Here is a 13518-nt window from a genome sequence, read left to right on the forward strand (position 1 = left end):
TCACTCTCGACAATTTTAATCATTTCTTCTTTTAATTGTGCCTGTCTATTCATCTGATATGTCACTCCTATTCCTATTATTCCCACAAATGCGATGGCTATGCCTAACAGCCATTTTTGCCATGATTTCATCGTTTGCCTCCTAAAACATCTAGCTATCTGTAGTATGGCGCCCTCTCACACTAATAACTGAGTAAATCATGACGCACACACCTCCAGCAAATAAAAGTACCATCTGCCAGGATATCACACTTATTTTTTGATTCAGAGACACGCCATAGCTATCCTTCGATTTGACCATAGTTTCTGGGGTAAATAGCAGCGGTTGATAATTTTCAACAATATTTTCTATCTTAATCGTCTCCGTAAAAATACTGGTTTTGTCCTGAGCATAATTCTCTTGGGATATTTTTTGGAGCTTTTCCACCAATGTTGTTGTCTCAACTTTGAAAAGCTTGGCTAGGTCACTTTCTTGCTCAAAATACTGTATATCAGTCTTCTCAGTTGACTGATTTAGAGAGGTGTCTATGCGCAAAGAACCGTCGTTTGCATAAACAACGGTTCCTGTCGCTAGACAAAGTAAAATCAACATAAATAGTTTACTTATTGTCTTCATTTTTTGTCCTTATTCTTTAATACGTCTGTAAAAATAGCTGTTTAAAACACCCAAACCAGTTACTATGATAATTAAAACGCTAATTGGTACAACAAGGCTTGTTTGCTGGTTAATAAAAGATCTAATCACATTCTCCATATAAGTTAGTGGTGATAGATTTGCCAATAACTGAGTCGAATTAACATAGTAAGCATCAAAGAGTTGTGTCGCCGTTATGATGTAGAGCATCAGCAGGGTAACACTTAGTAAAAATCCTAAGCTTCTGAGTTTTTCCATCAATAAGTTAACACCATAAGTCATTGTCAATAGCATCAAAATAACCAAAAGGATAAATGGAGTCAATTGACTTACTGTAAAGGCGAGCTTGAATCCTGCTACAAAAGCAATTAACAAACCTGATAGACTGGCAACGAGTGTTAAGTAAATCATTGGACCACGGGCGTTTCTCCAAGACAATCGTTCAGACAGCTGTAAGTGTTTTTGCAAAGCTTCTTTATCTGCATGTTGCATCAAATATGCAATCACAAGGCTTGTTAGATAACTGATTAGGATGATTAAAAGTCCTGATCGCTCATCTTGACGAGTTGCTTCTTGTGGCGTTGAAGAAGCGACAGATAAAACTTGCCCCACCTTTGTTGCATCAACAGGGTTTGAAAGATATTCATAAACAGCTTCATTCTTAACATTACCTGTTTTTGTATTACCTAAAACTGTTGAGAATTTCTGTAAAAAAGCTTCATTTGAGCCATACTGACCAGTCATGATTGCCTTCAGTTCAGCCACCCGTGCACTTAGTGATTCGCCATCTTTTTCAAGGGTTGCGACATCTTCAGATAATTTCTTGATACTTCCTTCAATGGATTCAGAAACAGCTTGATTAGACTTAGTATTTGTCATCAGAGTTTGACTTGCTGCTACTAATTTAGATAAATCAGCATTCATATCCATAGTCACAGTAACTATATCGGTATTATCTCGTTTTTCTGACTCAGTGAAGGTCGGTTTTTCTTGAAGGGTTTTATGAATTGTTTCTGTTTCTGTCAACAGCTGTGTCAATTGTGTCTGCAAATCAGTTGTTGTTTTTCTCAGATCTTCAATAGATGCTACTAAACCTTTAGTATTTGCCAATTGATTTTCAATACTTAACAAGTCATCCTCTGAAAATTTCAAATCTGATTTTAAAGCATCAACAGTTGTCGTCTTGATTAGATTGACAACAATGGAACGCAGATCGTCACTATTAGCCAAAGCCATCAGTGAGCCATCAGCTGGAACAAACGCACTTGATGAATAGGTCTTCTTTGCTAAATCAAGTCCGTAATAGCCAGTTACCAATCCTGATAATTGCAAATATTCAACCACATCTTGGAAAATAGCACCAGATATGTTGCTTGGAATATCAGACCAATTGCTAATAACATCCACATGCTCGTATTGACGTTTTACATCTTTAGTATCCGTCTTAGGAATTTCTGTAATGGTATTGGTGATAGTAATGATTTTTGTAAGCGTCCCTGCTTCGGTTGTCACAGAACCTGTATTTCCGCCTCCAGCAGTTGATGTACTTGAAGCATCTGTAGTTGTTGACGTGTTTGAAGTATCTGTAGTTGTTGGATGAGTTACTGCTGTTGTCTCCATATTTGAACTTTCAGAAATAGAGGAGGAAACGCTTGTTTCAGGAGTCTCACCTGTCAAAAATTCAACTGACTCATTTGTGTGAATAGTTGCTAAAACCGTTACTGGACTAAAAACACTCAGATCGTTATCATTATCTACGGCTAATTGATAAGTTAAAGTTGTTCCTGAAGATACAGTAGCATTTGGTTGGAGCTGCTGATATCCATCTCTATCTTTGGCACCTACAGTAAATCCACTCGCTGAAATAAGGGTAACACCATTTGGAACTTTAAGAGTTAGTGACTCGAATTCACCTTCAAAGGAAGGGAGTTTTAGTGTGCGAGGTTTCTCAATTGCTTCCTTAATCTTCTCTTTTAGAGCATTGAGTTGTTCTTGTTCCAGAGTTAATATGGAAGCTTCTGGTAATTCTAAATGATTCGCTTTATGGTACCATTCCATGAAGGAGCTGACATTTTTCAAGTGTCTCCTATCTTCAGCAGAGAGAGATAAGTTATCAATCGTACTATCTTCAAAATATTTAGATGGCCATTTGAGTTTAATCTGACTTGCCATGCTTTCATTTAGACTTTTCACGTAGTTACCAAGTGTTTGTGTGGTCCCCGAAAGAGCTTGGCTATTATTCGCAAGAGAGGCACTTACTGCTTCTTTTATTTTAACATCATAATCTGACAGAGTCGTATCAATTTCCGTATTTAGCTGATTCAATTTTTCAAGAAGTGCTTCGATAACCACATTATATGCCTCAGCCTTCTCAGTAGTCTCTTTCCAGACAACAGGCTCGCTTAAGTCTTTTGTCAAGTAAGTATTGAGTTCTGATAATCTAGTCAGTTGGTCTTCAACGGTCATCTTCGATAAAGAATCGTCATAGTCTGCCAAAGCTTTTTCTCTATTATCTATAGACTGTTGCCAAGCATCTTGTTGGCCTTTAACTTGCTCAATGGTCGCTTCGTAGGTTTTATCGACATCAATAATAGACGTAAACGCTTCATTACTATTTAACAAGTCTTTATTAAACACCGAATAAGCAGACAAAAGCGAATCTGGCGAACTTCCAATCCCTGTAAACTGTTGTGAATACAAAGAAAGGGGGTCAGCCAGACTTGTATTGAAAGCATTCAAGACTTGGCTTTCTTTAGAGACCACATCAGAGACTTGTAGTTGCGCAGTATGTAGATTTCCAATAATGCTTGAAAAATATACGTTGATTAAATCCTTGTTAAATAAACTCTTAAAATCAACGACAGCCTGTTCAGCTTGTTTTATAGTCAATTGTTTATCTGCTTTGATTTGATATTGAAAATTTGCCTTGACAGGGTTTATAGACTCTAGAGCTAGAGTTTCCTCTGAGAATTTACTTGGCAATACAATCATCAGCTGATAGGTGTCATTTTCAATACCACGCTCCGCAATAGCTCTTGTGACCACTTCGATATTATAATTACTATTTTTGGCAAATGATGCTAACAATGTAGAGGCCATATTGTACTGCTCTCCATTGTATAACATTCCTGTATCTTCATTAACGACAGCAATCTTAATACTATCGGATTGAATTGGGGTCTGTGTTGCAGTAGGAGTTATTGGAGTAGGTTTTATGATCGCAAAAAACGAAAAAAGCACCGTTACAACCAATAGTAATCCACCTAAACTTATTAATACTTTTCTATTCACTTTTTCTCCCTTACAATTAAAAAGGTTGAGGACTCCTCCCCAACCTTACCAGTTTCTCAATTATTGAAGACCGAAGTTGCGAGACAAATCTTGGTCATTTTGTTGCATTGCTTGAGCAGTCTTATCAAGTTGTGTATTAATTTGTTGCATCAATTCCGCAAAGTTTTGTACTTTAGGTTTCAATTCATTAAATTGATTATCAAACCCTTGGAATGCCGCACCTTCCCACTCTGTACGAAGAGTATCTTGCAAACGTTGAAGATTGCTCAAGATTGTATTGATATCATTGGAAGCTTTACCATACTCACGAGCACGTGATTGAAGGGTTTCTGGGGATACACGAATTTGTCCTGACATGTCATTGTCTCCTTATATTTTGATATAACTATTCTACTACTATTTTCAGCAATTTGCAAGTGCTTTATGGAATAACTTTACTATTTACTCTAATTTTATCCCTAACAGCTACTTTGACAATTGAATGACTATGTATAAAGCATTATTGATGGATTCATCTTTTCTTTCGTTTTATGGGAACAGTGCTGTACCATGCGAGAGCTGGTTTTAATATAGAAACCAATCCTTGCTATCATTATACCAAACTTCCCCAGCTATAAGGAGCTGGGGAAGTAAAAAATTTATTCTGGCACAACAACTTTTAAACGAATATCAGTCGGCTGTAGTACTTTTTGAACTTGTACAATGAAAGCAAGGCCATTGTCTGACGGAGCATACTGAAAAGTCAGGTTGATAACTTTTTCTGTAAAGTCATCCCCGTAACTTTCCACATACTGCTTACTTTCAATAAAGTGGATGTAGTTGTTCAACTTTTCTTGGAGTTTGAGCAAGTGGTCTTGTTCAGTGTCAGGAAGCCATTCGTTCCCATCGACCAGTAATAGTTCCAGATGACCGTCTACGATGCCGATAGAGTCGATGGTGGTTGTGTCAAAAATTGGCGAATCCTCTCTGAGACTAAATGTAATCTGTGCATCCATCCCACGAGGGTCAACCTCAGCAATAATTTGAAATTTTTCAAAATTATAAATCTCTCCCCACTGCTTCTCTTCTGTCGGTTTCCCAAAATTAGTGTGAAGCCATCTCTTATCCTCTTCATGCACTTCATAAAAGTTAGGATTTCCTAGTCTACCATCTAAAGTAACACTTGCTAATATACCTTCAACAAACTTTAATTTTGTCCTAAAATCTCTATTTTTATATAATACAGGATGTTTTGTCCTCAATAGGATTATATCTTCTGATTCAAAATTTGTAATCCTAAAGCCATCTCTGCTCTTTATAGGCACATCTTCATAGGTCATGCCAAGATAGATAGGAGTTCCATCTATATATAATTCCATTATTTTCACCTCTCCAAAGTCTATTTTTCTATTTTTTCACTTGATTAACCATTCTATCATATTCCTCTACACTAATCTCGAAATTATTTAATGGCATAGACTCTCCTCTACTTAATTTCCCAGCCAATATCTGTTCTTGAATATCTTTAACAAAATATTGCGGAGCTCCTCCCTTACCAAAATGAGGATTCGCTAAGGTTTTCTCTCCGAATGCAGCGTATAAATCGTCAGATGTTACAGTATACTCTATCACTTGTTGACGATACTCGGCAATATCTGAACTACTATCTTCATTGTAATAAGGCTTTATTTGCAGACTGTCAGATAGTTTCCTCGAATCATAACCAGACTGCTCGACAGCTTCCCAAGTCGTCGCATAACCAGACTGCATTTTGTTTGCCACTTCAAAGTCCGATTCTAAGATATAAATTTTATCTCCCTTATTCAAACGTACATCCACATAGTTATCAATTCCAGGATATAAACCATCACCTTGCCATGACTGGGCCTTTGCTGTAGGGGAGAACTCCTGATTAGTAAACGTTACAATTTCCTGATCTAAAGGATTAAATTTCCCAGTATTTTGAACACTTGTACCATCTTTAATAGTAACATTCCCCGTCTTTTGCGATATGACATTAATCCGTGTGCCTTTAGTATCTGACGTGGTCGTCTGGATGGAAACCTTGGTAGACTTGCTAATTTCATCCATATCATCAGAAAGGCTTCCTAGACCTGAAGATGAAGTCAGGTCACTGTAATCCATGTAGCCTCCGGCCAGACTAGCGCCAAGTATGCTCCAGGCTTGCACTGTATTATAGTGCTTAGCCATGAATTTGACATCACTTGACACTGGTTCGCCTGTAAATGGATTCTTTCCAGTCGCATTGATATGGGCAATATATTTTTCAGTGAATGCTGGGTCACGAAAGTCAATAGGCTCCTCCGCCATTAACGCTTCAAATCGATAATAGATATAGTCTTTTTTGGCTTTTTCGGCATCAGACAGAAAGAGGTACTCATAGTCGATGCTTGGTTTTCCATGCCAGACATAGCTATATTTTTCCATGAGCTCCTGACGGCTTAAAGCGTCTATCTCAACCTTATCCCCTACTCGGAGATTTGAAAACATCTTGTCCAAGGTTTTCATTCCCGCCAGTGATAAATCACCTGCTGCCACAAGTTGGTCATAGCGCTTTATGATATAGCGATACTCTTCATAGCTCATGCCACTTGGAAGAGACCAGTTACTTCCGGTACGACGGAGATTCTGTTCGCTTTGAATGACTTGTCCGTAGCGCTTTTCAAGCTCTACCAAGCTCATCTCATCAATGCTTTTCTCAAAACTTGTTTTCCGATTAGCCCAGGTCTCATTGACCTGCTTGACCCACATCAAGTCATCTCGGGAGGGAATCACAAAGGTTTGGGTCTCGCCATTCCAGGAGGTTCTTGCCTGTGATAAGCCTTGGTTGTGTAAAGAAGTGAAGAGGGAATGCTTTAACACCTTAATACTGAGTAAAGTATATCAAAAATGCCTAAACATAACTAGCGTGTTTAGGCAAATTCAACTCTTTTTAATAAGAATTTTTTGTATTATAAGTATAACTTTCTATTTCATTTTGATTTACTTATTCTGTAATGTTATTTTTTTATAACCTGATTCTTCAACTAGTTTATTGTAATCATTCGAAAATAACTGTTCATCAGAATTAATATATCCAATATAAATGATTGACTCAATATCTTCATGATTAAAAAAGGCGAATTCTTTTGCGTCAGTAATTCCCATAGGATAGGGAATAGCAGAGTAATCCAAATACCCGATTTCTCCGTTTTCTTCAAATAACGCCGCACGACTAACAATCATTAATGGGATATTCCCGGATTTTGTAATTACTACTGTTCCAATTGGTAAAATTTCATTATTCATTTTCAGTTCTCTCTTCTAGTTTTTGTATTGTTTTCCTTATAACCATAGCTTTAACAAATATATTCCAAAAAAAATTAGGAATCAATGATAAAATCATACTATATATTAGCAATTTTAGTACAAATTCTGCAAAATTACTTTCAGATATATAAAAATAATGAATCAGTGGTAAAGTCACAAATATAACGAAAGAACAAACTAAGATATTTGCCAGATATGGTGTACGAATACTCTTTAGGACATCATTGTATCTAAATGCAATATTATTTATTGAAGTAAAATAATCAATTTGTTCCTGCAAGCTAGGTTCTTTTACTATGGGAATAGACTCTCTCATCAAAATCATAATATGTTCAAACAGTATAAATAGGCTAAGACTAAGTAACATTGGAATAATGTATCCCCAGAATCCAAATCTTTCGAAAGGAGTCGCCTCTACATTGCTACTCCTATTCAACAAACTCATACCTCCTAATATTAAGAACGGGGAGGTAAAAGGAATAAGATTCAGTATTGAGCCTACTCTTTTTTGATCAGCCTCAACCTGTTTCTTTGTCAACTGACGCCAAGTATAAGAACGAGTAAAAATATTATATTCTGCGGCCAAACCAGTTCCTTTTAGATTTGTTCCTCCTCCATTATCAACATGTATAATCAATTTTGTCAATGGAACTACCACGGCCAACTCCATCCTTTCTTCCTAGGTTTTATTCCTTCATCCAGTTTATTGTTTATTGCCGATCCTATCCAAGAACCGATAGCTCCGCCAACTATTCCACCTACGACAGCACCTACAGCTGCTCCTACACCAGGGATTGGTAGTATTGCTTGCCCAATTGCAGCTCCTGCTACTCTACCCACTGCCGATCCAGCTGTAGAGCTGACAACATCAACAGATACCTTTCGAACAGTCATTGCAGCAGCTTGTTCATTTGAATAACCTTTTTCTTCTAGAGTGCCAAAATTTGATGCCGCATCCAATGCTGTTCCAATCCAACCAGCAACTTTAAAAGCCTTACCTACCTTAGTCAATGACGAAAACGTTGTTCTATTTTCTTTCATCATACCTAAGTCTCTAGCTATAGTACCGTGTTGGTAAGAAGGAAGTTTACTATATAACTTACCGACTGCAGAGTTATTATCAAAAATACTTTTTCCAAAAATTTTTAAATCCGAAATCTGAGCACCACCTCGAGAAAAAACAGTTCCCCTTGTAAAGCTAACTGGATTATTTTTTTGCTTCCTTAAAATCGACATCCACTCCTTATAGCCTTTATACATATCTTTGGTTTCTATGCTTGCATCATGGCCAAATATCGTAAATTGTATCGGATTAATTATTTTGGCGCTGCTTTCAATACTATTATAGATATGCTTCGAATCTATCTGCTTAGTGTTTTCCGCTAAGCTCATCTCATCAATGCTTTTCTCAAAACTTGTTTTCCGATTAGCCCAGGTCTCATTGACCTGCTTGACCCACATCAAATCGTCTCGGGAGGGAATCACAAAGGTTTGGGTCTCGCCATTCCAGGAGGTTCTGGCCTGTGATAAGCCTTGATTGACTGCTTGATAGAGGCTCTCAATAGACGAAAAAAGATTTGGAGACGAGGCATGAAAGGCTAGCAGTTTTCGAAGCTTCTCCTCCAGTTGGCGCCTGACTTCTTCCTGAATGGCTATCTGACGGTTCAAACTATTGATAAAGGAATAGTTGGGCTGGTCTGAGTAGTACTCCAGATTGCATAACCTTTGGTAGTATGTAATATGACGATTTGCCTGCGCAATCTTTTGATGCAGGTCATCCTCTCTCAGGCTGACACTATCTACCGTAATGGTATAGGTCTTCGGTAGGCTCTTGGTCGCTGTGTCTATAGCTTCGTTTAATAAGATACAAGCCCGTGTCAAGGGGATGAGCAATTGACTACAATAAGCCTTTGCCGAATCATAGGCGATACCTGACAAGCCCTCACTACTAAAAGCAAAGGCTCTTAGTGCTTCTTGCAAGTTCGCATAAGCTGCATTCTGCCTCTGCAAGACTCGAGTGGCACTATTTGCCTGATTCTGAGACGACTCTAGATACATATCAACGCCCATAACTGTCCTCCTCCTGTTTTTGTTTTAACGATGCAAGATTTTCTTTCTCACCTTCCAAGCGCTTCATTGACTGATTGAGCTCTTCTTCTGCTTCCTGGAAATAGCGATGAACCTTGCGCGAGGTCTCTTGGTCTTGGTCTGCTAAATCTTGGAAATAGAAGCTATCCTCAGATCCCATCATCATTTCAGAAACCTCCCTTAAAAACCTCTGACTCTTTCTAGAAACTTCTTCGTAGTCATCTTGCATGACCTGAAGGCGTTCCTTTGCACGCCTTAACCCTTCTTCTTTACTTTTTAGGGATTGCTCCAAACTTGTAACGTTCTGATTAGTCATTTAGCCGAAACCTCTTACTCGCATCCTCTAAACGCGACAATTGAGCAGCCGCTCTCTGATCCATGGCATGAAAAGCCGATGACAGATGGTTGATATTTTGTGACATAGCCGAAACAACTGTGTTCATTTGAATGGCAGTTCTTTGTGCTAAATCAATCGCATCATGGGCGTTAGTATTTCCCGAAATGGTTATAGGTTTATTTTATCATATCAAAAAGAAATCACCTAGAAAATTCTAGATGATTTCATAAGGTTATACAATTACTCTTTCTTAAGCAAAAAAATACCTGAACATTGTTTAATATGTTTATAACGAATTGTCTCTCACTCCTAACAACATTTACAGGATATCTAAATCACTGTCTATTGTTCACAAAATTGAGAAAAACTGAGATTTACATTGTAATGTTAATCTCTAAAAATAATTCTTTATCAAAGATAAAATTTAAATATCAAATTTATCGCTCTGCAGTTTAGGATATGTTGACTCTGAAACTAACCGATCATAATTTTCCGCAAAAATCTGTTCCTCAGAATTAACATAACCAAAATATATAACCGATTCTATATCTTCTCTATTGAAAAATATAAATTCTTTACCATCAGTTATCCCCTCTGGATATAACACCGCAGAATAATCAAAATAGCCTAACTCTCCATTATATTCAAATAAAGCTGCTCGACTAACTATTAACAATGGAATATTGCCACCTTTTATTGTAATCACTGATCCAATTGGTAAAATTCTATCTTGCATTTTTTCTCCTTATCTTTTGTATAATTCTTTCAATAATTTCTTAATAATAATTGTTCTCAATATGATGTATCTAAAATTTATTGGAAAGGTCACAGTAAGCAATATTCCTAAAATGACTAATTTTAATAGAAAACTGGCTAATGTTGATTCCTGCCAATAAACCCAGTACATAGCTACATCTAACAAAACAAGCCCTGACATACTAATGATCATCGCTACATAGGGAGTTTTATACTGAGCTAAAGCTGCATTTTGGCGAATAGTTGAGGTATACAAGTCCTCCAAATAAATAATCTGTTCGGAAACAGCAGGTGGTTCTATTCTGCGAGCATTCTTCTTGAAATAGTGCATTAAATACTCAAAAACCACACTCATGATAAACATTGCAATGATAGGCAAAAGTACCGCGATCCCAAGTCCAAACCTCTCTATAGGAATAATCGCCTCGCTTCCATACTCTCCAAATAACCTAGATATATAAGATAAGAGCAATGGGGCTCCGGCTAATGGAACAAATATAATCAATACTACGTTAATAAAAACTTGTGTCTGTTTCGTGTCACCTTCATCTCGTTGTTTCCAGATTAAACTCTTTGTTAGAAGATCATACTCCGCAAAAATGCCTTGCTCAGGTAATTTTGTTCTGATAGGAACACCGCCAAAAATTAATAATTTTGAAAATAGCTTTACCATGGCCAACTCCATCCTTTCTTTTGTGGTCTTATTCCTGAATCAAGATGATTATTTATCGCACTTCCTATGAATCCACCAATAAATCCACCTACTACGCTACCTACAGCAGCACCCACTGCGGCCCCAACTGGTCCACCTACAGCCAAACCAATAGATGCAAAAGCTAATTTTCCTACAGTAGCTCCTGCACTTGAAGTAGCTACATCAACCGCAACTTTACGAGCAGTTATAACTGTTGATTGTTCATTTGAGTATCCTTTGGCTTTGAGATCAGAGAAATCTCCCGCAGCATTAACGGCTGTTCCAATCCAACCAGCAACTTTAAAAGCCTTACCTACCTTATTCAATGATGAAAACGCTGTTCTATTTTCTTTCATCATGCTTAGATCTCTAGCAATAGTCCCATGTTGATAAGAGGGAAGCTTACTATACAACTTACCGACTGTAGAATTATTATCAAAAATACTTTTTCCAAATATTTTCAAATCTGAAATCTGAGCACCTCCTCTAGAAAAAACAGTTCCTCTTGCAAAACTAGCAGGATTACTCGAAAGCTTCCTCTGTATGGAGCTCAACTCTTTATATAGCCTATATAAGTCGTTTGAATCTACTCCAGATTCAATATTATTGATCGATATACTTGCTGGATTAATAACCGCCTCAAAAAGTTCAAAAAATTGCTTTGCCTGCTTCCAATCAGCTGCGGTTTTTATCATGGTTAAATTTTGTAAAAAATCTTCAACTGCTGAATTTAGTGATGCTGGTAATTTATTTTGCGAATTTACTTGTACATATTCCCTAATCACAAGCAAATCCTCTTCCGTCAATTCCCCTCCATTTTCTAACTTCCTAATAACAGCCTGATAATCCCGCTCCATCTTCTTGGTATTCTCAAAACTTGTTTTCCGATTAGCCCAGGTCTCATTGACCTGCTTGACCCACATCAAGTCGTCTCGGGAGGGAATCACAAAGGTTTGGGTCTCGCCATTCCATGAGGTTCTGGCCTGTGATAAGCCTTGGTTGACTGCTTGATAGAGGCTTTCAATGGTTGTGAAGAGATTTGGCGAGGAGGCATGAAAGGCTAGCAGTTTTCGAAGCTTCTCCTCCAATTGGCGCCTGACTTCTTCCTGAATGGCTATCTGACGGTTCAAACTATTGATAAAGGAATAGTTGGGCTGGTCTGAGTAGTACTCCAGATTGCACAACCTTTGATAGTATGTAATATGACGATTTGCCTGCGCAATCTTTTGATGCAGATCATCCTCTCTCAGACTGACACTATCTACCGTAATGGTATAGGTCTTCGGTAGGCTCTTAGTCGCTGTCTCTATAGCTTCGTTTAATAAGATACAAGCCCGTGTCAAGGGGATGAGCAATTGACTGCAGTAAGCCTTAGCCGAATCATAGGCGATACCTGACAAGCCCTCACTGCTAAAGGCAAAGGCTCTTAGTGCTTCTTGCAAGTTCGCATAAGCTGCATTCTGCCTCTGCAAGACTCGAGTGGCACTATTTGCCTGATTCTGAGACGACTCTAGATACATATCAACGCCCATAACTGTCCTCCTTCTGTTTTTGTTCTAACGATGCAAGATTTTCTTTCTCACCTTCCAAGCGCTTCATTGACTGATTAAGCTCTTCCTCTGCTTCCTGGAAATAGCGATAAACCTTGCGCGAGGTCTCTTGGTCTTGGTCTGCTAAATCTTGGAAATAGAAGCTATCCTCAGATCCCATCATCATTTCAGAAACCTCTCTTAAAAACCTCTGACTCTTTCTAGAAACTTCTTCGTAGTCATCTTGCATGACCTGAAGGCGTTCTTTCGCATGCCTTAGACCTTCTTCTTTACTTTTTAGGGATTGCTCCAAACTTGTAACGTTCTGATTAGTCATTTAGCCGAAACCTCTTACTCGCATCCTCTAAACGCGACAATTGAGCAGCCACTCTCTGATCCATGGCATGAAAAGCCGATGACAGATGGTTGATATTTTGTGACATAGCCGAAACAACTGTGTTCATTTGAATGGCAGTCCTTTGTGCTAAATCAATCGCATCATGGGCCTTACTATTTCCCGAAATGGTCGATTGACTATCCTTACTGATTTGCCCACTATTAGACAGACTCTCTATGGCCCTTGCCAAAGCTGTTGCACGCTCTACAGCTAAAGTTGTATTATTCTTTAACTCACCCATTTCCTATCCCCCTTAAGATTTACTATCAATATTATAACACAAAAAAGTTAAAAAATTCAGACCTAATCATCTCTAACAAGTGATTAGCAACAAAAGAAATAGTGGCTTCTTAGGGATTATAATATATCCTACAGTTTCTTGTTTTTTTAGAATAGAGTGGTTCATTTGTAATAGGAGACTTTTGCTCGTCATAATGTGAAAGGCGAATAACAAATATAATAATCAGTTAAATGGTGCATCATG

Annotated in this window: 15 protein-coding genes; all 15 read right to left on the bottom strand. The window is 37.9% G+C overall.

All coding sequences use genetic code 11. The features are described from left to right. Window positions 1–150: 150 nt before the first annotated feature. A complete protein-coding gene (locus tag G575_RS0100010) occupies window positions 151–591 on the bottom strand; it encodes a type VII secretion EssA family protein (protein WP_169365879.1) in 441 nt (146 codons plus the stop codon). Window positions 592–624: 33 nt separating this feature from the next. Continuing rightward, entirely contained in the window at window positions 625–3924 is a 3300-nt protein-coding gene (esaA, locus tag G575_RS0100015) for a type VII secretion protein EsaA (RefSeq protein WP_027970885.1), read from the bottom strand. A 60-nt stretch (window positions 3925–3984) separates the two neighbouring features. Continuing rightward, the gene (locus G575_RS0100020; protein ID WP_027970886.1) at window positions 3985–4281 is read right to left on the bottom strand and encodes a WXG100 family type VII secretion target; all 297 of its coding nucleotides are present in this window, start codon (window positions 4279–4281) and stop codon (window positions 3985–3987) included. 281 nt (window positions 4282–4562) lie between these two features. Further along, window positions 4563–5282, bottom strand: a complete 720-nt coding sequence (locus tag G575_RS12405) for a DUF6572 domain-containing protein (protein ID WP_245562357.1) — start codon at window positions 5280–5282, stop codon at window positions 4563–4565. A gap of 28 nt (window positions 5283–5310) precedes the next feature. Then, on the bottom strand, window positions 5311–6675 hold the full coding sequence (locus tag G575_RS11600) for a hypothetical protein (RefSeq protein ID WP_051176854.1): 1365 nt from the start codon (window positions 6673–6675) through the stop codon (window positions 5311–5313). Window positions 6676–6906: 231 nt separating this feature from the next. After that, complete coding sequence (locus G575_RS0100035; RefSeq protein ID WP_037622378.1) at window positions 6907–7212, bottom strand: DUF4176 domain-containing protein; 306 nt, start codon at window positions 7210–7212, stop codon at window positions 6907–6909. After that, on the bottom strand, window positions 7205–7903 hold the full coding sequence (locus tag G575_RS0100040; protein ID WP_027970888.1) for a hypothetical protein: 699 nt from the start codon (window positions 7901–7903) through the stop codon (window positions 7205–7207). Before G575_RS0100040 ends, G575_RS0100035 begins: the two co-directional genes overlap by 8 nt. Next, window positions 7885–9303: a glycine zipper domain-containing protein gene (locus tag G575_RS0100045; protein WP_027970889.1), complete on the bottom strand. Its 1419-nt coding sequence runs from the start codon at window positions 9301–9303 to the stop codon at window positions 7885–7887. Before G575_RS0100045 ends, G575_RS0100040 begins: the two co-directional genes overlap by 19 nt. Beyond that, the gene (locus G575_RS0100050) at window positions 9293–9637 is read right to left on the bottom strand and encodes a DUF3958 family protein (RefSeq protein WP_027970890.1); all 345 of its coding nucleotides are present in this window, start codon (window positions 9635–9637) and stop codon (window positions 9293–9295) included. Before G575_RS0100050 ends, G575_RS0100045 begins: the two co-directional genes overlap by 11 nt. Continuing rightward, on the bottom strand, window positions 9630–9830 hold the full coding sequence (locus G575_RS11770) for a TIGR04197 family type VII secretion effector (protein WP_083958793.1): 201 nt from the start codon (window positions 9828–9830) through the stop codon (window positions 9630–9632). The genes G575_RS0100050 and G575_RS11770 overlap by 8 nt, the downstream gene beginning before the upstream one ends. A 252-nt stretch (window positions 9831–10082) precedes the next feature. After that, window positions 10083–10394 (bottom strand): DUF4176 domain-containing protein, encoded by a 312-nt coding sequence (locus G575_RS0100055; RefSeq protein WP_027970891.1) that lies wholly within the window; start codon window positions 10392–10394, stop codon window positions 10083–10085. 9 nt (window positions 10395–10403) lie between these two features. Further along, on the bottom strand, window positions 10404–11087 hold the full coding sequence (locus tag G575_RS0100060; RefSeq protein WP_027970892.1) for a hypothetical protein: 684 nt from the start codon (window positions 11085–11087) through the stop codon (window positions 10404–10406). After that, window positions 11081–12640, bottom strand: a complete 1560-nt coding sequence (locus G575_RS11605) for an LXG domain-containing protein (RefSeq protein ID WP_051176855.1) — start codon at window positions 12638–12640, stop codon at window positions 11081–11083. The genes G575_RS0100060 and G575_RS11605 overlap by 7 nt, the downstream gene beginning before the upstream one ends. Further along, window positions 12630–12974: a DUF3958 family protein gene (locus tag G575_RS0100070; protein WP_027970893.1), complete on the bottom strand. Its 345-nt coding sequence runs from the start codon at window positions 12972–12974 to the stop codon at window positions 12630–12632. Before G575_RS0100070 ends, G575_RS11605 begins: the two co-directional genes overlap by 11 nt. After that, entirely contained in the window at window positions 12967–13275 is a 309-nt protein-coding gene (locus G575_RS0100075) for a TIGR04197 family type VII secretion effector (RefSeq protein WP_027970894.1), read from the bottom strand. Before G575_RS0100075 ends, G575_RS0100070 begins: the two co-directional genes overlap by 8 nt. Window positions 13276–13518 lie beyond the last annotated feature (243 nt).

Origin of the sequence: Streptococcus plurextorum DSM 22810 (assembly GCF_000423745.1) — a bacterium.
In the GTDB taxonomy this organism is placed as follows: Bacteria; Bacillota; Bacilli; order Lactobacillales; family Streptococcaceae; genus Streptococcus; species Streptococcus plurextorum.